Annotated in this window: 17 protein-coding genes; 9 read left to right on the top strand and 8 right to left on the bottom strand. The window is 55.5% G+C overall.

The genetic code is table 11. The features are described from left to right. Nucleotides 1–13 precede the first annotated feature (13 nt). Nucleotides 14–1,681, top strand: a complete 1,668-nt coding sequence (locus VRC33_RS01230) for an iron ABC transporter permease (protein WP_338560047.1) — start codon at nucleotides 14–16, stop codon at nucleotides 1,679–1,681. Nucleotides 1,682–1,743: 62 nt separating this feature from the next. Then, the gene (locus tag VRC33_RS01225; protein ID WP_338560045.1) at nucleotides 1,744–2,814 is read left to right on the top strand and encodes an AI-2E family transporter; all 1,071 of its coding nucleotides are present in this window, start codon (nucleotides 1,744–1,746) and stop codon (nucleotides 2,812–2,814) included. Between the two features lie 4 nt (nucleotides 2,815–2,818). Here VRC33_RS01225 and VRC33_RS01220 read toward each other — a convergent pair whose 3' ends face one another. Continuing rightward, nucleotides 2,819–3,511: a FadR/GntR family transcriptional regulator gene (locus tag VRC33_RS01220; protein ID WP_338560042.1), complete on the bottom strand. Its 693-nt coding sequence runs from the start codon at nucleotides 3,509–3,511 to the stop codon at nucleotides 2,819–2,821. A 185-nt stretch (nucleotides 3,512–3,696) separates the two neighbouring features. On the opposite strand from VRC33_RS01220, the gene uxuA reads away from it, so the two are divergent. After that, on the top strand, nucleotides 3,697–4,881 hold the full coding sequence (uxuA, locus tag VRC33_RS01215; protein ID WP_338560040.1) for a mannonate dehydratase: 1,185 nt from the start codon (nucleotides 3,697–3,699) through the stop codon (nucleotides 4,879–4,881). 110 nt (nucleotides 4,882–4,991) lie between these two features. Here uxuA and VRC33_RS01210 read toward each other — a convergent pair whose 3' ends face one another. The 3 genes from VRC33_RS01210 to VRC33_RS01200 all read right to left on the bottom strand — a co-directional run bounded on the left by VRC33_RS01210 (nucleotide 4,992) and on the right by VRC33_RS01200 (nucleotide 7,240). After that, nucleotides 4,992–5,321 (bottom strand): DHCW motif cupin fold protein, encoded by a 330-nt coding sequence (locus VRC33_RS01210; protein ID WP_338560038.1) that lies wholly within the window; start codon nucleotides 5,319–5,321, stop codon nucleotides 4,992–4,994. Nucleotides 5,322–5,515: 194 nt separating this feature from the next. Next, entirely contained in the window at nucleotides 5,516–6,457 is a 942-nt protein-coding gene (locus tag VRC33_RS01205; RefSeq protein ID WP_338560036.1) for an ABC transporter substrate-binding protein, read from the bottom strand. A 15-nt stretch (nucleotides 6,458–6,472) separates the two neighbouring features. Continuing rightward, nucleotides 6,473–7,240, bottom strand: a complete 768-nt coding sequence (locus VRC33_RS01200; protein ID WP_338560034.1) for a class II aldolase/adducin family protein — start codon at nucleotides 7,238–7,240, stop codon at nucleotides 6,473–6,475. A 235-nt stretch (nucleotides 7,241–7,475) separates the two neighbouring features. On the opposite strand from VRC33_RS01200, the gene VRC33_RS01195 reads away from it, so the two are divergent. Beyond that, the gene (locus VRC33_RS01195) at nucleotides 7,476–9,050 is read left to right on the top strand and encodes an EAL domain-containing protein (RefSeq protein ID WP_338560032.1); all 1,575 of its coding nucleotides are present in this window, start codon (nucleotides 7,476–7,478) and stop codon (nucleotides 9,048–9,050) included. 30 nt (nucleotides 9,051–9,080) lie between these two features. On the opposite strand, the gene VRC33_RS01190 is transcribed toward VRC33_RS01195, so the two are convergent. Next, the gene (locus VRC33_RS01190) at nucleotides 9,081–9,590 is read right to left on the bottom strand and encodes a hypothetical protein (protein WP_338560030.1); all 510 of its coding nucleotides are present in this window, start codon (nucleotides 9,588–9,590) and stop codon (nucleotides 9,081–9,083) included. A 481-nt stretch (nucleotides 9,591–10,071) separates the two neighbouring features. On the opposite strand from VRC33_RS01190, the gene proP reads away from it, so the two are divergent. After that, nucleotides 10,072–11,577, top strand: coding sequence for a glycine betaine/L-proline transporter ProP (gene proP / locus VRC33_RS01185; RefSeq protein ID WP_338560028.1), 1,506 nt, complete (start codon nucleotides 10,072–10,074; stop codon nucleotides 11,575–11,577). Between the two features lie 69 nt (nucleotides 11,578–11,646). On the opposite strand, the gene VRC33_RS01180 is transcribed toward proP, so the two are convergent. The 3 genes from VRC33_RS01180 to ygbI form a co-directional block, all read right to left on the bottom strand. Continuing rightward, entirely contained in the window at nucleotides 11,647–12,738 is a 1,092-nt protein-coding gene (locus VRC33_RS01180; protein WP_338560026.1) for an ABC transporter substrate-binding protein, read from the bottom strand. 15 nt (nucleotides 12,739–12,753) lie between these two features. Next, nucleotides 12,754–14,889, bottom strand: a complete 2,136-nt coding sequence (locus VRC33_RS01175; protein WP_338560023.1) for a TonB-dependent siderophore receptor — start codon at nucleotides 14,887–14,889, stop codon at nucleotides 12,754–12,756. Between the two features lie 112 nt (nucleotides 14,890–15,001). Next, nucleotides 15,002–15,763 carry a DNA-binding transcriptional repressor YgbI gene (gene ygbI, locus VRC33_RS01170; protein WP_338560021.1) on the bottom strand — a complete coding sequence of 254 codons (762 nt, stop codon included), beginning with the start codon at nucleotides 15,761–15,763 and terminating at the stop codon, nucleotides 15,002–15,004. Nucleotides 15,764–16,082: 319 nt separating this feature from the next. Here ygbI and ltnD point away from each other — a divergent pair, with 319 nt between their 5' ends. From ltnD to VRC33_RS01150, 4 genes are read left to right on the top strand one after another with little or no spacing between them, the layout of a single operon-like run. Further along, complete coding sequence (ltnD, locus tag VRC33_RS01165; RefSeq protein WP_338560019.1) at nucleotides 16,083–17,003, top strand: L-threonate dehydrogenase; 921 nt, start codon at nucleotides 16,083–16,085, stop codon at nucleotides 17,001–17,003. Further along, entirely contained in the window at nucleotides 17,003–18,262 is a 1,260-nt protein-coding gene (otnK, locus tag VRC33_RS01160; RefSeq protein ID WP_338564406.1) for a 3-oxo-tetronate kinase, read from the top strand. The genes ltnD and otnK overlap by 1 nt, the downstream gene beginning before the upstream one ends. Next, nucleotides 18,259–18,882 (top strand): aldolase, encoded by a 624-nt coding sequence (locus VRC33_RS01155; RefSeq protein ID WP_338560017.1) that lies wholly within the window; start codon nucleotides 18,259–18,261, stop codon nucleotides 18,880–18,882. Before otnK ends, VRC33_RS01155 begins: the two co-directional genes overlap by 4 nt. A 2-nt stretch (nucleotides 18,883–18,884) precedes the next feature. After that, nucleotides 18,885–19,661, top strand: coding sequence for an HPr family phosphocarrier protein (locus tag VRC33_RS01150; RefSeq protein ID WP_338560015.1), 777 nt, complete (start codon nucleotides 18,885–18,887; stop codon nucleotides 19,659–19,661). Nucleotides 19,662–19,747 lie beyond the last annotated feature (86 nt).

The raw sequence follows: 19,747 nt of genomic DNA, 5'->3' as shown, positions 1-19,747 counted from the left end.
TGGAAATTCGCCTGTGAAACTGCGTCTGATGCCACTGATTACCGTGGCACTGTTAATTATTCTGGTGGCGCTGCCGCTGTTATTTGTTCTGCTTCAGGCACTGTTTCCGGCGTTGAGCCGGGGATCGCTGGCGGGTGCCTTCTCCACAATCCACACGCTGCTGCAGGATCCGGCTTTGCCCGCCCTGCTGGCGGGCACGTTAAAAACCGGGCTGGGCGTGGCCCTGCTCAGCGCGCTGGTGGGGGTGCCGCTGGGGACGCTGCGCGGGCTGTTTCAGCTACCGCTGGCACGCTTCTGGGATCTGGTGCTGCTGATCCCTTTTCTCACCCCTCCTTACATTGCCGCGCTGAGCTGGATGCTGGCACTGCAACAGAATGGCTACGTGCAGCAACTTACCGGGCTGAATCTGAACAATCTGCTGTTCAGCCAGACCGGCATCATGCTGATCATGACGCTGAACATCTTCCCGGTGGTCTATTTTGCGGTGTCGCGAAGTATGCTGGCCAGCGGTCAGCGCCTGGCTACCGTCGCACGGGTGCATGGCGCTTCGGCATGGCGGGCGTTCTGGCATATCTCACTGCCTATGGCGCTTCCGGCTCTGGCGGCTGGGGTGCTGCTGGCTTTTACCCTGGCAACAGAAGAGTTTGGCGTGCCTGCTGCGCTTGGCCCTCGTGCTGGCGTCGTTATGCTTACCGTCGGGATTGAACAGCGGCTGGCAGACTGGCCAATCGATCTGCCGGGCGCCTCGCTGCTCTCTGTGTTGCTGGTGGCGATCGCCCTGGGCGCTTTTACCCTGCAGAAACAGCTGACCGGTAATAAAGAAGTCACCAGCATTACCGGTAAACCCGCCGCAAGCAGCCCCGTGCTGCTGGGGCCGTGGAAAATACCGGTGATGCTGTTGTTCAGTCTGGTGGCTTTTATGGTGGTGATAATGCCACTCTCCTCGTTAGTGCTGACAGCGCTGATGTCCACGCTGTCCGGCGGGTTACATCTGGATAATCTGACGCTGCGCCATTTCTCCGCGTTGTTTGCCCAGCAAAGTGAAGCCCTTTCCGCATTATCCACCAGCGTTGGCCTGGCGCTGGGGGCAGCGGCGATTACCGGCGCGCTGGGCTTTCTGGTGGCGTGGCTGGTAGTGGAAGGCAAGATGCGCGGCGTCAGGATCATCGATGCGCTGTCGCTGCTTCCCGTTGCCCTGCCGGGAGTGGTCATTGGTGTGGGGCTGATCCTATTATGGAACCGTTCGTTCTGGCCGGTTTCGCCCTATAACAGCTGGGCGATCCTGCTGCTGTCGTACTGTTGTATTCTGCTGCCGTGGCCGGTTCGTTATGTGGGCAGCGCGCTGAAACAGATCGGCGGCAATCTGGAACCGGCGGCGCGCGTTCACGGAGCCAGCTCTTTACAGGCGCTGCGCCATATTATTCTGCCGCTGGTGTTACCCAGCCTGCTGGCAGCGATGCTGATGGTGTTTGCCATTGCCTCCCGCGAGCTGGTGACCTCGCTGCTTCTCGCTCCGGCAGGCACTCAGACCGTGGCCGTGTTTATCTGGCGGCAGTTTGAACAGGGGTCTCCAGGCCAGGGAATGGCAATGGCCAGCATTGCGCTGACGGCCAGTCTGATACTGATGCTCGCTGCGCTGGCACTGATGCAACGCCAGGGAAAAACGTCCGATCATTCTTAAAGTCAGCAGGTTACTCTCCAGAGGCGTTAAACTTGTCAGGCATAGACTTCTCTGGAGATGGAATGAGCGAACTGCAGCAGGAAAAAATCGGGCAGAATTTGTTGCTTAAGCTGGCCACACTGATAGTGATACTCGCCGGGATCAAGGCGTCCTCAGAGATTCTGGTGCCGTTTTTACTGGCGCTGTTTCTCTCTGTAGTGCTGAATCCACTGGTGACTTTTTTGCTGCGCCGGGGTGTCAGGCGTGGTCTGGCTATCAGCCTGGTGATGGCAGGGGTGCTGATTTGTATCGGCCTGCTGGTTGCGCTGGTGGCGGGGTCGGTGAATGAGTTCAGCGATATTTATCCCGAATTACGCACGCAGATGGAGCAAAAGCTGGTAATTGTTCAGCACTTTGCGGCGACGTTTAACATCAATATTTCCACCGACCGGCTGGCAGAACGGCTGGATCCCAATGCCATAATGGATATGGCCACTACCGTGCTGAGCCAGTTTTCCGGCGCGATGACCAATATTGTGCTGCTGCTGATGACCGTGGTCTTTATGCTGTTTGAGGTACATCACCTGCCCTATAAGCTGCGCTTTGCGCTGGTTAACCCCAAAATCCGCATCGCGGGGCTGCATAAAGCGTTAAAAGGGGTGACGCACTATCTGGCGCTGAAGACCCTGATCAGCCTGATTACGGGCGTGGCGGTCTGGCTCGCGCTGCTGTCGTTGGGAGTGAAGTTCGCCATGCTGTGGGGCGTTGTCGCCTTTATCCTGAATTTTATTCCTAATATCGGCCCGGTTATTGCCGGCATTCCGCCGCTGATTCAGGCCCTGCTGTTAAACAGCATCTACGATGCGGTGCTGGTAGCCGGGCTGTTCACCGCCATTCATATGCTGTTCGGCAATATGCTGGAGCCGCGAATAATGGGCAAAAGGCTGGGGCTTTCCAGTCTGGTGGTGTTTCTGTCGTTGATATTCTGGGGCTGGCTGCTGGGGCCGGTGGGTATGCTGCTCTCAGTGCCGCTAACCAGCGTGTGTAAAATTCTGATGGAAACCACGCCGGGCGGCAGTAAGCTGGCAGTCCTGCTCGGCAACGGCAGGCCGAAACAGAACCGCAGCGAGCTGCGAAAAAACCGGGCGTCCTGAGGCCTTAATTTTGTCCGGTAAACAGCCGGTCATAAACGTGCTGAATATGGCTCTCCATACACATTTTTGCCCGCTGAGGATCGCGTTCAATAATCGCCTGGGCGATGTTAGCGTGGTCCTGATTCATCTCACGGGGGAAGTCACTTTCAGCATAGTGGCTTTCCAGCCGCAGAAAACGGGAGCTTTTCCGTTTGTTCCACAGATACTCCATCATCTCCGCCAGCACCTCGTTGCCGGTCATTTCGGCAATAAGCAGGTGAAAGCGCTTATCTTCATGCAGAAACTTTTCATCATTAACGTGCAGCTGAACCAGGTCCTGAGTCACTTCTTTTAATTCAGCACGCTGATCGTCGGTGCCGTTGCGGGCCGCCAGTTCTGCGGTCATGCCTTCGTAGATCAACCGGGCATTAATCAGCGATTTCAGGCTGAATTCATCCTCAACCAGCGGAGCGTCAGTTTTGGGCAGAGGATTCATAACAAATACGCCGTTACCGGTACGGATCTCAACCCAGCCGGTGATTTCCAGGGCAATCAAAGCCTCACGGATGGAGGAGCGGCTGACGCCAAGCTGCTTAGCCAGTTCACGTTCTGCGGGCAGCATAGCCCCAGGCGCAAACTGTCCCTTACGGATACAGCCAATCAGCAGCGAAGAGATCTGCCGGTAAAGTCGTTCTGGTTTCAGGGTAGGTAATTCCATCTTCCGCTCTCATGCCGGGCATTCTGGCAGGCAGCTTAGCATAAGCCACCGGCATTTCTGCCCCCGCCCGGAGGTAAAGCTGCGATCCGGATCACGGCGCGATCGCCCCGTTGCGTTTTATTCTTGGTCCAGCGGCCTGACCACTGGGCCGGTCACAGCTTATCGTTACTTAAAGGAGTCTCTGCATGGAACACACATGGCGCTGGTATGGCCCCAAAGATCCTGTTTCGCTGGATGATGCTCGTCAGGCGGGGGCTACCGGTATCGTCACCGCCCTGCATCACATCCCCAATGGTGAAGTCTGGCCAGTGGAGGAGATAAAAGCCCGTCAGGCATTGCTGGCTGAAAAGGGGCTGGTCTGGTCAGTGGTGGAAAGTATTCCTGTGCATGAGTCGATTAAGACGCAGCGGGGCAATTATCAGCATTACATTGCCAACTATCAGCAGTCGATTCGTAACCTGGGTGCCTGCGGCATTGATACCGTCTGCTATAACTTTATGCCGGTGCTGGACTGGACGCGAACCGATCTCGCCTGGACATTGCCTGACGGCGCCAAAGCGCTGCGGTTTGACCATATCGCCTTTGCCGCGTTCGAACTGCATATTTTGCAGCGCCCTGGCGCAGAGCGGGATTATTCAGAGCAGGAGCAGACAGAAGCGGCAGAGTATTTTGCCGCCATGACGCCAGGAGCAATCGAAACCCTGACCCGCAATATTATCGCCGGGCTGCCGGGTGCCGAAGAGGGCTACACGCTGGAGCAGTTTCAGGCGCAACTTTCCCAGTATGACGGCATCGATAAAGCCGGACTGCGGGAACATATGGCCGAATTTCTTCAGGCGATTGTGCCAGTAGCAGAAGCCAGTGGCATTGTGCTGGCGGTGCATCCTGACGATCCTCCACGTCCTATTCTGGGCCTTCCACGTATTGTCTCCACGCTGGAAGATATGCAGTGGCTGAAAGACAGGGTCAACAGCGTGCACAACGGTTTTACCTTCTGTACCGGCTCTTATGGCGTGCGGCCTGATAACGACCTGGTGAAAATGGCCGAAACCTTCTCCGATCGCATCCATTTCGCGCATCTGCGTTCGACACTGCGCGAAAGTAACCCGAAGAGCTTCCATGAAGCTGCGCATCTGGGAGGAGATGTGGATATGGTCGGCGTGGTGAAGGTCATTCTGGCGGAAGAACAACGCCGCCGCCAGCAGGGCAATGCAAGATCCATCCCGATGCGCCCCGATCATGGCCATCAGATGCTGGACGATCTGCATAAGAAAACCAACCCTGGCTACTCAGCAATTGGCCGTCTGAAGGGGCTGGCGGAAGTGCGGGGCGTGGAAGTGGCTTTAAAACAGATCTATTTTAACGACTGAGCTGGTGATGCAGCGGCCGCCTGACCAAAGCCGGAAGATGTTCAGGTCAGCCCGGATGTGGCTGGCGGTCTGATCATTGAATAGTCAGGGCCAGCATCCTGGCCCTGATGCTAATCGACAATAAACAACTGCGCGCCGGTGCTGGTCCAGGAGCGGTGGGCCTCAGCTTCATCAGCCACCTGATAACTCATGCCTGGCGTCAGCGAAAATACCCTGCCATCCTCCAGTTCAGTGTGCAGCTCGCCCGAGAGGCAAAGCAGGATGTGCCCTTTTTTACACCAGTGATCGGCCAGATAGCCGGGGGTATATTCGACCATTCTGACGCGAACGTCGCCGAAATGCTGGGTTCGCCATAGTGCCTGTCCGGTTTCACCCGGATGCTCTGTGGCTGCCAGTGCGGCCCAGGCCGTGGTGCCAAACGGAATGTCGCTGATCTTCATTGTACTGCCTTCCCGGATTCAGGTGCCTGATGGCAGCATAGCAATGGTTAAGGCCTGCTGGCACGCTGAAAAAGCAGGCACAGTGATGATAAGGCACATTGAGGCTGCGGATGCGCTTGCCAGGGCGGAACCGGAACCTCAATGCTCAGCCCGGCTCCCCGCCGGATAGCCTGGTTTGTGAGCGAAAGTGTCGATTAGCGAGCTTCAAATACGCTGGTATCGGTAATCTCCTGTACGCTGACCTTCGCGGGCAGGATAGCCAGCGAGGAGAACAGATCGGAAACCTTCTGCACTTTGGCAATATCCTCAGCAGAAACCGGGCGGATGCCGTGTGAAATACGTGCGGTAATCCCTTTGGCTGCTTCAGGAGAAAGCCGGGTTAACGAAGCGTAAACCTGATTGTATTCATCAGGATGCTGCAAGCCCCATTCACGTGCTTTTGCCAGACGACGGGCAAAATCCGCAATCGCCAGCCGCTTCCGGGGATCCTTCAGTGAACGCTCTGTTGCGGTCACAAAGGAGAGCGCCGTGGTCAGCCCTTTTCCATCGCGCAGCAACCTTGCCCCATTCTGCTCGGCAATCCCCAGGTAGGGATCAAAAGTCGCCCAGGCAGCAATCTGCCCGGAATTAAAGGCCGCACTGGCATCCGTTGGCAGCACAAAGCGCACGGGCACCGCTTCACGCTTTACGCCTGCCTCCTCCAGCGCCTCATACAATAAATGCTGGGAGATACTGCCCCTGGCGGAGGAGACCACCACCGGTTTCCCGGCCAGCTCTTTCACGCTGTGTACCGGAGAATCGGCAGGCACGATAATCCCATTGGAACCCGGGTCGCCGACGTTAGTGGCGATAATTTTCAGTTCCACCCCACCGGAGGCGGCCATCAGCACCGGCAAATCCCCCGCGTAGGACGTGTCTACCGCGCCAGCCCTTTGCGCCTCAAACAGTGGCGCAGCGCCCTGAAAATTTGCCCAGCGATAGGTATAGGGCGCATCTTTCATCACGCCGGAAGCCTCCACCAGCGAACGCAGGTTGCGGGCCTGATCGCCCAGCACCAGCGTCACGCCGGATAAATCACTGGCGGCACTGGCCGCAAAAGAGGCGCACAGCAGTAAAAACGTCCCTAAATATTTCATGGCCAATCCTTATTGTTAAAGGGCATTGCGTTGCAACTGGCGAATATAAGCATCCCAGTGCAGTAAATATTTTTTGTTTTTAATACCGTTATCAAAGACCTGCGCCGCTTTCTCTGCCACTGCGTCAGGCACAATCGTCAGTTCGCTGCCGCCGGTCTGCGCGGCCAGTTGGGCTACGCATGCACGCTCCAGGTAGTAGAGGTTATAAAAAGCTTCTTCCAGATCCTCACCGCAGGTCAGCAAGCCGTGATTGCGCAGGATCAGCGCATTCAGATCGCCCAGATCGGCGACGATTCGCTGCTGCTCATCCAGGTCCAGCGCAATCCCTTCATAGTCGTGATAAGCCAGCCGCTGGAAAAAACGCATGCTGTGTTGCGAAATCATCAGCAGGCCTTTGCTCTGCGCCGCCACACCTGTTCCGGCAGCGGTATGGGTATGCAGCACCGCGTGGGTGCCTGGTCGGGCACGGTGGATGGCGCTGTGGATGACATAGCCTGCCGGATTGATACCCAGCCCGGTAGGATCGTCGATGATCTCCCCTTCCAGGTCGATCTTCACCAGCGTTTCAGGGGTAATCTCATCGAACGTCTGGCCGTAAGCGTTGATCAGAAAATGAGGTTTTTCACCGGGCACCCGCAGGGAAAAATGCGTGTAGATATGGTCGGTCCAGCGTAGCTTTGCAGCCAGCTGGTAGCACTGAGCGAGTTTGACGCGAGCCTGCCACTCCGCGTCACTGATTCTGCTTCTCAACGGCGTTGCCGCTTCCACTACTGCATCAGTCATGGTCTCTCCAGTTTCAATTACAGGGTAAGCGGCCTGAACCGCGAGGGCATCCTGACACAGAGGAAAATGGCGGGGGAAACGAGGAATCCGGCAATAATTTGCAGAATATTGACTAAGCTCCGGACTCTGCGTTTATGATGCAGGCAGACTGTGCGGCTTTAACAGGTTTTGTCCGCCAGAATCCGCGGCCTGAAGTTCTGCCGGGCAGCACTTTGCCGATATACAGAGGAACAACGTGGAGTCTATTTTTAAGAAAAGCCCCGAAAAGAAAGGGCTGCTGCTGACCATCGCCGGTCTGACGCCGTTGATCCTCTGCCTGCTCTTTACCTTTATTGATGCACGGCAAATCGTGCAGCGCCAGCAGGCCGTTACAGCGAACATGCTGCTGACCCAGGCTGAAGAGATCAGCGACCGCGCCTGGAATATGGTCGGCTATCTGCGAAAGTATTCCGGCCTTCCCTGCCGGGAAATCAACGATCGGCTGCAACAGTATGTCTCGCAGTACCCCTATTTCCGTTCGATTGGGGTGATGCACGAGGGTACGGTCACCTGCTCTTCAATCTTTGGCGGGCAGACGAGCGATCTGCAAACCATGCTTCAGCGCCCGGCCCCTGAACATCCCAAAGCCTGGTGGATGCTCTCGCTTGCCGGAACCTTTTCGGTAAAAGATCGCCCTGCGGTGATCTTCATGCGCAATACTCCCAGCCAGTTCAGCACCTATGCACTGGTTGACGGTCAATACCTGCTCGATTTTATGAATGCCGTCGGCAAAAGCCACGGTTACGACATTGCCATGCAGTTTGGCGGCGGGCACCTCATTGAAAGCGGCCTCCAGCCTGAACCCGGCACTACTCTGCTAAATGCCAGTACGCTAACCCAAAGCTCAGCCCGTTATCCCATTATTGCTACCGTCACCTCACCGCCTGCCGATCTGGCGCTGACCTGGCGTCAGGGGCTGATGACCTTTGTGCCGATGGCGGTGATTTTCTCGCTGCTGCTGATGATGATGACCAACAACTGGTTGAAGCGAAAAGTGTCGGTTAAAGACAGGTTGCGTCGGGCCATCGCCCGGCGGGAATTTACCGTGAATTATCAGCCGGTTTATAACATTGAAACGGGAGAATGCAGTGGTGCAGAAGCCCTGATGCGCTGGCAACTGCCCAATGGCGTGTGGGCAAGGCCCGATCTTTTTATTCAGGCGGCGGAAGAGGAAGGGATGATTGTCCCGCTGACCCGCCATCTTTTGCAGATGATCGCGGAAGATGCCGGAAGCTGGCAGATCCCTGCTCATTTTCACCTGGGGCTGAATATTGCCGGAGAACATATTCAGCATGCTGATTTTGTCGCTGATATTCGCCAGTTTGCTGCAAAAGTTGCGCACCACCAGCCCAGCATCACCCTGGAACTGACGGAAAGAAGTTTGATTGCTGACGGCGATGAAGTGATTCAAAAACTGCAACAGCTACGCAGCGATGGGATCCGCATTGCCATTGATGACTTTGGCACCGGGCACTGTTCGCTCTCTTATCTGCAAACGTTCCCGCTGGACTATCTGAAAATAGATCGCGGCTTTGTGAATGCCATTGAGTCGGTACAAGGCGAAGCACCGGTGCTGGACGCCATTATTATGCTGAGCCATAAGCTGAAGCTGAGCATCGTGGCCGAAGGGGTAGAAACGCCAGTACAGCGGGATTATCTCAGGGATCGTGGTGTGGTCTTCATCCAGGGCTATCTCTATGCGCGCCCCATGACCAGTTCCGCTTTCATGGCCTGGATGCAGGAGCAGAGTGAGCGTCCTGTAAGGTCATAACGGGTACAGAAATAAAACGGCAATAAATTATTATCCACGCAGCTTTAAAGCAGCGCGCATCGCCACGTTCAGCGTTTCTTCTGCAACTGGCAAACTTATTTGCGAGGCAGAGTGAATGCCGGTAGCTTCACGCCTGGCTTCCACCCGCTGATTTATTCTCGCCAGCGTGGGCATAATATGATCGGCCAGCTGCTGATATTCATCAGCAAGGTGCCTGTGCTGTCGGGTATTTGATTTTTCTGCCAGTTTCTCACCCAATGCCTGAAACCGTTCTATCAGGCTTTGCACGGGCGGAGAAATCATCCCATCACGGCTCATCGCTTCCGCCTGTTGCGCAACTATTTCTCCCTGGATAAGTAACTCTTTTAAGGCCTTATCAACAGACTCTCCGCAATTAAGCCAGGCATTTTGAGACTGAATAGCCTGATATTTTACAGGGGGAAAAGCATGGTGCTGCTGCCAGGCTTTTAAATTATTTTCAATGCTGTCTGACCTGTTTAGATAATGATTCTCGAATTTAGGGCTTTTTTTATTATGCATTGCAGGCTCCGCAAAAATGCGCCGGGAATTATTACCTATAGTGGGATAACACGCAACAATTAACTTTTAGAGATCCATTCGCTTAATCAGACTTAATTTTAGTAATAAAAAATGCGGCTTAATTTATTATATTCTTTTCCTCAACATTATTTTTCCAAAATAAATTGCTGTTAACTGTAGATTTGCAATCAGGGTTAACCGCCGGCCCCTGACTTTGCGGATGCGAAAGCCTGGCCGTTGAACAGGGCTGCTCCTTTCTGACTGTAGGTCTAATTTCAGGCAGAAATTATGTTAGCTGCTGAAGAAACGATATACTGATAACAGACAGATATTTGTTGAGGGGCCTGATACCCGCTACATATCGCTGTCTGTAGGGTTTCCAGCCCTACAATTTGACCCGCCAGGCCTTGTGCCACATTCTTGACAACGGCACTGCGGGCAAAAATTTAATGGGTAAACAGTCAATTACAGGGTGTTTTATATGAAGCTACGTAGGAAGCGTGTTAAGCCGATAGGCTTAAAAGACGTAACGATCATTGATGATGCCAGGTTACGCAAAGCCATTACCGCAGCGTCGCTGGGCAACGCCATGGAGTGGTTTGACTTTGGGGTTTACGGCTTTGTGGCCTATGCATTGGGCCAGGTGTTCTTCCCGGGTGCCGATCCCGGTATTCAGATGATTGCCGCTCTGGCAACCTTCTCCGTTCCTTTCCTTATTCGTCCCCTGGGTGGGGTATTCTTTGGCCGGTTGGGTGACAAATATGGCCGTCAGAAAATCCTCTCCATCACCATTGTGATTATGTCGGTCAGTACTTTCTGTATCGGCCTGATCCCCTCGTACGCCACGATAGGCATCTGGGCCCCTATTTTACTGTTGCTGTGTAAAGTAGCGCAGGGCTTCTCAGTAGGCGGTGAATATACCGGTGCCTCAATCTTTGTGGCGGAATACTCCCCGGACCGCAAACGTGGCTTCATGGGTAGCTGGCTGGACTTTGGTTCGATTGTTGGCTTTGTCACCGGTGCCGGACTTGTGGTGCTGATCTCCACCGTAATCGGTGAAGCGAAAATGCTGGAATGGGGCTGGCGTATTCCCTTCTTCGTCGCACTGCCACTGGGCCTGATTGGGATCTACCTGCGTAACGCGCTGGAAGAGACCCCGGCATTCCAGCAGCACGTCGATAAGCTGGAAAAAGGCGATCGTGAAGGTCTGGCCGATGGCCCTAAAGTGTCGTTCAAAGAGATTGCCACCAAACACTGGAAAAGCCTGCTGGCCTGTATCGGTCTGGTGCTCTCCACCAACGTCACCTACTACATGCTACTGACGTACATGCCAAGCTACCTGTCGCACAATCTTCACTACTCTGAAGATCATGGCGTGTTAATCATTATCGCCATCATGATTGGTATGCTGTTTATTCAGCCGATCATGGGCCTGATGAGTGATAAGTTTGGCCGTCGTCCGTTCGTCATCATCGGGAGCATCGCGTTGCTGTTGCTCTCTATCCCGTGCTTTATGCTGATCAACAGTAACGTGATAGGGCTGATTTTTGCCGGCCTGCTGATTCTGGCTGTGGTGCTGAACTGCTTTACCGGCGTTATGGCGTCATCGCTGCCTGCGATGTTCCCGACCCATATCCGTTACAGCGCCCTGGCCAGCGCCTTCAATATCTCGATTCTGGTCGCTGGTCTGACGCCTACTCTGGCGGCCTGGCTGGTTGAATCTACCGGTAACCTCTACATGCCTGCTTACTACCTGATGGTGGTGGCGGTGGTAGGTCTGATTACCGGTGTGATGATGAAAGAAACCGCGAATATGCCGCTGCGTGGCGCTACGCCAGCCGCGTCTGATATTCACGAAGCGAAAGAGATCCTGCAGGAGCACCACGATAACATCGAGAGCAAAATCGAGGATATCAGTGGACAGATAGCTGACCTGGAAGAGAAGCGTAAACACCTGATTAATCAACATCCGAACATTAACGAATAATGTCCGGAGTGATATCAGCAAAAGGCCCGCGATAATCGCGGGCCTTTTTTTATGCGCTTAACGGGCAGGTTATCTGGCCGTCCAGTAGGTTCCCGTTTCCGGCAGCGGCAGGAAATGCTGGTTCATCTCCTCCAGGGTCTGACGGGGATCCAGGTCGGCAAACAGCTGAGGGTGCAACGCCTTAGCGAAGATCTCCACGTCCAGCAGATGCCAGGGGCTCATATAGAAGTTGTGCCAGACCGCCAGCGCCCTGCCATTGCGCACCGCCGTAAGCTGCGAGAGAACCGGTTCCCGCGCCAGCGCCCGCTTAAAACTCTGCTGCGCCACAGCCGCACTGACCTGCGGGCCAAGCTGAAGCGACTGCTTTTGCCCAGACCGCCCCATGCCCGTTGCCAGATAGACGTCAGGATTTGCTGAGATAATCGCTTCCGGGCTTAGTTGCCCGAACACGCTGCCAAAGCGTCCTGCGGCGATATTGTTTCCCCCAGCAAAAGCCAGCAGATCGGCCAGATTGCCGTGGCTGACAGTGGTACAACACTCATCCCGCCGGCCCAGATGCAGTTGCAGCAGCACGCTGGGGCGGGCAGGTTTGGCCTGTGCCAGACGCTCGCGGATGCGGTTCATGTGCTGCTGGTAGAAGGTGATAAAGCGCTGCGCTTTCGCCCGATCGTTTAACACGTCACCCAAAATATTGAGGCTTGGCACGGTGTTTTTCAGCAGCTCAACACGGGTGTCGATGTAGATTACCGGAATACCAGCGCCGGTCAGCTGTGCCTCGAAGCTATCCTGATTACTGCCTTTTTTGGCATACACCGGCAGGATCACCAAATCTGGTTGCAGGGCGATAACCTTTTCAACGCTGATCTGCCCGTAACCGGCCTTGCCCACAATCGGGATGGCTTTGATCTGAGGGAAAGCAGCGGTATAACGCGCCCAGGTTTGAGGATCGTACTTTTCTAAATCGCCGGGCCAGCCCACGATGCGCTTTGCCGGATTACCCTCTTCTACCAGCCCAAGGGTGTAAATCATCCGGCTTTCCCCCACCACAATACGTTGCGGATTTTCAGGAACCTCAACGGTGCGCTGCAAAATATCGGTGACGGTTTTTGCTGGCGCCGTGCTGCTGACCAGCAACAGCAGGATAATCAGAGCTTTTTTCATGGGAGTCGCGCCACCTTAAAAATCAACCGATGCCTGCAGATAAAACATGCGCGGCTCGCCCTCAATCACGCGCAGATTACCGCCGCTGGAGGAGTAATATTCTTTATTAAACAGGTTGTTGATATTCAGCTTCAGCTGAGTATGTTTGCCCACCAGCTGGCTGTCCCAGGCGATAAAAGCATCCGCCACTGTATAGTCCGGCAGGGTGAAACTGTTCTCCGGATCGCCTGCCCGGTTGCCCACATAGCGTGCGCCACCGCCTGCGCGTAGTTCACCTGGCAGCCAGGAGAAGCGCATGCTGTGGCTCAGATAGAGGCTGCCCATATTAGTGGGGGCGTTAACCAGCCGGTTGCCCACGTTATCCGGGTTGAGATCGTCTTCCACGATTTCAGTTTTGTCGTAGCTGTAATTAGCAATCAGCTGCCAGTCCCTGGCCAGCTCACCGTTGATCTCCACTTCAGCGCCGGTCGAACGTGCTTTGGGAATATTGCGCGTCACGCCATTGATAAACACCGACATATCTTTTTCATCAATACGATACAGCGCCAGCGTGGCGGAAACGGCAGGCACCATCTGCCATTTCACGCCGGCTTCATAAGTGGTCCCCTTTTCCGTTGAGGCGACATTACCGTCGTCATCCGTCTGGGTGGAAGGGGTGAAGGAGCGGCTGTAGCTGCCATAAAGCGACAGATCCGGCAGGACTTTATAGACCAGACCCAGCTGCGGCAGGAATGCATCTCCGCGATCGTTAAGGGTCGACTCCGGGTTCTCATAGCCTCTGCTGCCGGTCTGGGTGTAACGCTGGAAACGTCCACCCAGCACGGCTATCCATTTGTCGCTGAGGTGGATACTGTCTTTGGCAAACAGCGAACGGCTGTAGAGATTGGTGCGCAGATTACTCTGCGTGTCGCTGAGGGTGCTGGCATTTACCACAGGCTCTTCGCCATACACCGGATCGTACATATTGAACGTTTTAGAGACTTTGCCACGGTAAGAATAGGCTTTGTAAGTCTCGTTTTGTTCGTAATCCGCACCCAGCATCAGATCGTGCTGCATCCCCCAGATCTCGGGACTGCCACCAATATCCCAGGAGAGGGAGGTAGTCTGATGGTTAAAGCCCCGGTTGGCATCTGCACGGCGGGAAACAATTCCGCTGGTGGTATCCACCGCCGTGGCCCTGACTTCGTTGCTGTCATAACGACGCTGCATCCAGGCATAGGTGAAGTGGGTCGCCCAGGTCTCATCCAGATTGTAGCCATAGCTGACGTTCAGCCGTTTGGTTTTGCCCCAGGCGTGGTTGGCGCTGTCGTCCAGCCTCTGGTTGTAGGGGACGTTGACCGGTTTATTGTTGATAAATGCCGTGCCCCGGTCATAGGGAATATCATATTTGTTTTCCACGTAGCTGACGTTAAACGAGGCTTTTTCGCCGAACCAGCTAAGGGAAGGCGCGACCAGCGTATGTTCATTCACCCCGAAATTGCGCCAGTAATCTTCACGCTGGCGTTCGGCAATCAGCCGGAACGCAAAGCCATTTCCCAGCGGGCCGGTGACATCAATCATGCCGGAGCCGCCGCCAAAGCTGCTGGTTTCACCGCTGACATGGGTGTTCCATTCGTACTGCGGCTTTTTGCTGACCAGATTGATCACCCCGCCAGGGTTAAGAATACCGTACAGCAGCGAAGCCGACCCTTTCAGCACTTCTACGTGATCGATGGTGGCATCCATCGACAGCCCCAGATTGCTCCGCACGCCGTCCAGAAACAGGGAGCCATCGGAATTGGAGCCAAATCCCCGCTTCACAAATCCGTCCTCGGTGCCGCCCAGCGTATTCCCCTGAGTCACACCGCTGACAAACTTCACTGCATCATTAACGGTTTTGACCTGATAATCCTTTATCACCTGGGAAGTGACCACGCTGACCGACTGTGGCGTTTCATTACGTGGGGCGGCGGTCCGGGTCGCAGTGGTCGCCATATCCTGGCTGTAGCTGCCTGCCGGTGAAATCCGATCGGCATTAACGGTAAGCGTCTCTTCCTCACTGGCTGCGGCAGCAAAGGGAGATACACTGCTGAACAGGCTGACCACCATGAGAACGGGGAGTTTTCCGCCGAGGCGAGTGAAATGAAAAGGGGAGAAATAGGGCGATTTCATCTGTTTGCGCGACTGTTATCCATATTATTAGACCGCGAATGATAATGACTTTCATTGTCATTATCAATTATTACAACGCCCTGCCCGACTGGCGCTTCGCGGTCTGTCGCCCTCAGCCAGCCAGCGTCACCTCAATATCCATCGCGGCCATCTCCTGACGTGCGCCCGCAGCCAGCCAGGGATCGGTAATAATACTGTCAAATTGCGTCAGCGGCAGGACCAGGAAAGTGGCAATTTTGTTGTATTTCGAGCTGTCGGCCAGCAGCACGCGCTTATGGCTGATTTCACTGACCGCACGCTTCACGGTGATCTTCTCTTCATCCGGCGTAAATATTCCCCTTAATCCCCAGCAGGAGGCTGAGATAAAGGCAATATCCACCGAAAGGCCGCGCAGCGCCTGTGCCGCCGCATCGCCCACGCAGGAGCGGTTATCGCGGCATAAGGTCCCGCCGGTGTGAATCATCCGGCACTGGCTGTTATCAATAAAGAAGTTGGCAATCACAAAGTCATTGGTGACCACCGTCAGGTCATCCCGCATTCCCAGCTCACGGGCCAGCGCCAGCGTGGTGGTCCCGGCATCAAGGTAAATACAGCTGTGGCGGGGAATATGGCGGGCGGCCGCTTCCCCAATCGCCTGTTTTTCCTGGCTGAACATGCTGGTTTTATCCAGATGGGAAGGCTCACTCGCCAGACGCTCTGTTGAGCGCACGCCCCCGGAAACCAGCATCACGGCCCCCTGCTCTTCCAGCTTTTGCAGGTCGCGGCGGATGGTCATATGGGACACCGCCAGGCGTTCGGTGAGTTCGGCTATGCTTACCACGCCTTTTTCCTGCACCAGCGCTAAAATTTGTTGATGTCTTTCAACCGGGATCATCGTCTCTCCTTGCCATCACGACGGGGGTTATCAGCATGTGAAGTGTAAAGGAGCAGAGCGAATTACTGCACCCCAATTTTTATCATTTCATCACGAATTTTTTGCCTGAGCCCGCCTGTCTGTTACCGGCTCTTTTTATCATCACGCTGAAAATAAAAGAGTTTAATAAGAAACAGCTTCGTTACCGTGATGTTAATCCTTGTGAATCGGAGGGTATTGCATGTTAATTATTGTGACACACATCACCAAAGTGATCGCATACAGCGCCTATACTTCACACAACAAAACAAATTATCACCTAAATTAACACGGAGATCCTATGTCTGACTCAACATCACTGTCGGTTTGTGTCGTGGGCCTCGGCTCGATGGGAATGGGCGCAGCGCAATCCTGTGTAAAAGCCGGTCTGACTACTTACGGTGTCGATCTCAACCCTGTGGCTTTGCAGACTCTGTTGGACAGCGGTGCCAAAGCCGCCGATACCCGCGCCGACGGCTTTGCCGCGCAGCTGGATGCCGTGCTGCTGTTAGTGGTTAACGCCGCGCAGGTAAATCAGATCCTGTTTGGCGACAACGACAACGGCCTGGCTGCACAGTTAAAACCCGGCACCGCCGTGATGGTCTCTTCCACCATCTCTTCTCAGGATGCGTTGCAGATTGAACAGCGTCTGGCGGCGCACCAGCTGATCATGCTGGATGCCCCGGTTTCCGGCGGCGCGGCCAAAGCCGCCCTGGGCGAGATGACGGTGATGGCCTCCGGCAGTGATAAAGCCTTTGAGCTGTTGCAGCCGGTGCTGGATGCGGTGGCAGGCAAGGTCTACCGCATTGGCAGCGAAATTGGCCTGGGTTCAACGGTAAAAATCATCCACCAGCTGCTGGCCGGGGTGCATATTGCAGCCGGTGCAGAAGCGATGGCGCTGGCGGCGCGTGCAGGCATTCCTCTGGATACCATGTATGACGTGGTGACCAATGCGGCGGGCAACTCCTGGATGTTTGAAAACCGTATGCGTCACGTGGTGGACGGTGATTACTCGCCGAAGTCAGCCGTGGACATCTTCGTAAAAGATTTAGGCCTGGTGGCTGATACGGCCAAAGCGCTGCACTTCCCCCTGCCGCTGGCCTCTACCGCTTTCAATATGTTCACTTCGGCCAGCAATGCAGGTTATGGCCGTGAAGACGACAGCGCAGTGATCAAAATTTTCAGCGGGATTACCCTGCCAGCGAAAAAGGAAGGTAAATGATGCGTCTGGGCGTGATTGCCGATGATTTCACCGGCGCAACGGATATCGCCAGCTTTCTGGTGCAGAACGGCATGACGACGGTGCAGGTGAATGGCGTGCCAGCGGAGCCACAAAGCCTGGAAGCCGATGCGATTGTGGTCAGCCTGAAGTCCCGGTCCTGTGCCGCGGACAAAGCGGTGAAAGACTCGCTGGCGGCGCTGACCTGGTTGCAGCAGCAGGGCTGCGAACGCTTCTACTTCAAATATTGCTCCACCTTCGACAGCACCGCCAAAGGCAATATCGGGCCGGTGACCGATGCGCTGCTGGCGGCGCTGGAAGAGACGCAGACTATTCTCTCCCCTTCGCTGCCGGTTAATGGCCGCACGGTCTATCAGGGGCATCTGTTTGTTCAGGATCAGCTGCTTTCCGACTCCGGCATGCGCCATCACCCGGTCACGCCTATGACCGACAGCAATCTGCTGCGCTTGATGGAAGCACAAAGCCAGGGCAAAGCCGGGCTGATTGCCAGCCAGACGCTCGATCGCGGGGCGGATGCCGTGCGCGAAGCGCTCGCCGGACTGAAAGAACAGGGTGTGCGATACGTGGTGCTGGATGCCCTGAACGAACAACATCTGCTGACGCAGGGCGAAGCCGTGTGTGAGATGAAGCTGGTCACCGGCGGTTCCGGCCTGGCGATCGGTCTGGCAAGGCAGTGGGCAAGCAGCACGCATAACAGCGAGCAGGCTCAGGCTGCTGGCGCCCCCCAGGGCGAACGGGCGGTGGTGATTTCCGGATCCTGTTCCACCATGACTAACCGTCAGGTGGCCCGCTATCGCGAGCAGGCCGCTTCTCTGGCTGTGGATGTGGAACGTGCGCTTGAACAGCGCGAAGCCTATGCCCTTGAGCTGTGCGACTGGGTTGCTGAACAGGAACAGGGTCTGGCACCGCTGCTGTTCGCTACTTCCGAGCCGGAAAAGTTAAAACGCATTCAGCAGAAGTATGGTGCTGAGAAGAGCAGCGAAGCCGTTGAACAGCTTTTTGCCGCCGTGGTGCGTGAGTTACAACAGCGTGGCTGGCAGCGCTTTATCGTGGCCGGTGGTGAAACTTCCGGCGTGGTGGCTCAGACGCTCTCCATTGATGCCTTCCACATTGGCCCGGTTATTTCTCCCGGCGTGCCGTGGGTCAGGGCTGTCTCTCAGCCAATTTCGCTGGCACTGAAATCCGGTAACTTTGGCGATGAAAACTTCTTCGCCCGCGCACAACAGGAGTTTCCACTATGACCGAACAACAAGCACGGGAAGAGATGGTCCGGCTGGGCGCCTCTTTCTTTCAGCGGGGTTACGCCACCGGATCGGCAGGAAACCTGTCAGTGCGGCTGGAAGATGGCACGCTGCTGGCCACGCCGACCGGCTCCTGCCTTGGAGAGTTAGTGGCCGACCGGCTCTCTAAAGTGACGCCGGAAGGTGAGTGGATTGGCGGCGACAAGCCTTCCAAAGAGATCAGCTTTCACCGCGCTATCTATCAGAACAACCCGGCCTGCGGGGCGATTGTTCACCTGCACTGCCTCTACCTTACTGCCCTCTCGTGCATGGAAGGGCTGGACACGCAGAACTGTATCCGCCCTTTCACCCCTTACGTAGTGATGCGCGTGGGCGATGTGCCGGTAGTGCCTTATTACCGTCCGGGCGATGCCCGTCTTGGCGAAGACCTGGCGAAGCTGGCCCCGCACTATAAAGCCTTCCTGCTGGCAAACCACGGGCCGGTCGTCGTGGGTAAAACCCTGCGTGAAGCCGCAGACAACACGGAAGAGCTGGAAGAGACTGCCCGGCTTATCTTCACTCTGGGCGACCGCCCCATTCGTTATCTTACTGATGACGAAGTGGCTGAATTACGGAGCTGAATATGCCTAAGTTTGCTGCCAACCTCTCCACGATGTTTACCGATCTGCCTTTTATGGCCCGCTTTGATGCCGCCGCCGCCGCCGGATTTCGCGGTGTGGAGTTCCTGTTTCCCTATGACTATGACGCCGGGGAATTAAAGCAGGCGCTGATCCGCAACGATCTGGAGCTGGTGCTGTTTAACACCGGCCCCGGTAACGTTGAGGCGGGCGAGTGGGGTCTGTCTGCCATTCCTGGCCGTGAAGAGCAGGCCCGTCAGGATATCGATCAAGCGCTGGAGTACGCCCTGGCACTGAACTGCCCTCAGGTGCATATCATGGCCGCCACGGTGCCGCAGGGCGCGGATCGCGAAGCTTACTGCCGGACTTTTATTGAAAACCTGCGCTATGCCGCCGATCGTTTCGCGCCGCATGGCATCAAAATCCTGCTGGAAGCGCTGAACCCGAAAACCAAACCGGGCTATCTCTATGCCAGCCAGTATCAGACGCTGGAGATGGTAAAACGCATTGACCGTCCGGGGATCTTCACCCAGCTCGACCTGTTCCATGCCCAGCTGGTGGATGGCAATCTGAGCCATTTGATCACCGAATACAGCGGTCAGTATCAGCATATCCAGATCGCTTCTGCTCCGGACCGCCACGAACCGGATGAGGGCGAGATCAACTACCCCTGGATCTTCGATCTGATCGACCGCAGTGGCTATCAGGGCTGGATCGGCTGCGAATACTTCCCGCGAGGCACCACGCTTGAAGGGCTGAGCTGGTTCTCCCCCTATAAGTAGCTGACCGACAATGTTGATTAACGCTGCGCGTTTTTGCGCGCAGCTACGGCTTTCTGTTGCCTGAATCAGGCCGGGCCGGGGAAAAG

Source organism: Erwinia sp. E_sp_B01_1 (assembly GCF_036865545.1).
In the GTDB taxonomy this organism is placed as follows: domain Bacteria; phylum Pseudomonadota; class Gammaproteobacteria; order Enterobacterales; family Enterobacteriaceae; genus Erwinia.
Note: the sequence above shows the minus strand (reverse complement) of the source record. Positions and strands in the feature narration are given on the sequence as shown.

Excerpts from the sequence above, each read along its gene's own strand:
- VRC33_RS01205 (WP_338560036.1), bottom strand. The coding sequence starts at position 6,457 with ATGAAATATTTAGGGACGTTTTTACTGCTGTGCGCCTCTTTTGCGGCC.
- VRC33_RS01180 (WP_338560026.1), bottom strand. The coding sequence starts at position 12,738 with ATGAAAAAAGCTCTGATTATCCTGCTGTTGCTGGTCAGCAGCACGGCG.
- VRC33_RS01190 (WP_338560030.1), bottom strand. The coding sequence starts at position 9,590 with ATGCATAATAAAAAAAGCCCTAAATTCGAGAATCATTATCTAAACAGG.
- otnK (WP_338564406.1), top strand. The coding sequence starts at position 17,003 with ATGCGTCTGGGCGTGATTGCCGATGATTTCACCGGCGCAACGGATATC.
- ygbI (WP_338560021.1), bottom strand. The coding sequence starts at position 15,763 with ATGATCCCGGTTGAAAGACATCAACAAATTTTAGCGCTGGTGCAGGAA.
- proP (WP_338560028.1), top strand. The coding sequence starts at position 10,072 with ATGAAGCTACGTAGGAAGCGTGTTAAGCCGATAGGCTTAAAAGACGTA.
- VRC33_RS01225 (WP_338560045.1), top strand. The coding sequence starts at position 1,744 with ATGAGCGAACTGCAGCAGGAAAAAATCGGGCAGAATTTGTTGCTTAAG.
- VRC33_RS01175 (WP_338560023.1), bottom strand. The coding sequence starts at position 14,889 with ATGAAATCGCCCTATTTCTCCCCTTTTCATTTCACTCGCCTCGGCGGA.
- VRC33_RS01220 (WP_338560042.1), bottom strand. The coding sequence starts at position 3,511 with ATGGAATTACCTACCCTGAAACCAGAACGACTTTACCGGCAGATCTCT.
- VRC33_RS01200 (WP_338560034.1), bottom strand. The coding sequence starts at position 7,240 with ATGACTGATGCAGTAGTGGAAGCGGCAACGCCGTTGAGAAGCAGAATC.
- uxuA (WP_338560040.1), top strand. The coding sequence starts at position 3,697 with ATGGAACACACATGGCGCTGGTATGGCCCCAAAGATCCTGTTTCGCTG.
- VRC33_RS01210 (WP_338560038.1), bottom strand. The coding sequence starts at position 5,321 with ATGAAGATCAGCGACATTCCGTTTGGCACCACGGCCTGGGCCGCACTG.
- VRC33_RS01155 (WP_338560017.1), top strand. The coding sequence starts at position 18,259 with ATGACCGAACAACAAGCACGGGAAGAGATGGTCCGGCTGGGCGCCTCT.
- VRC33_RS01150 (WP_338560015.1), top strand. The coding sequence starts at position 18,885 with ATGCCTAAGTTTGCTGCCAACCTCTCCACGATGTTTACCGATCTGCCT.
- ltnD (WP_338560019.1), top strand. The coding sequence starts at position 16,083 with ATGTCTGACTCAACATCACTGTCGGTTTGTGTCGTGGGCCTCGGCTCG.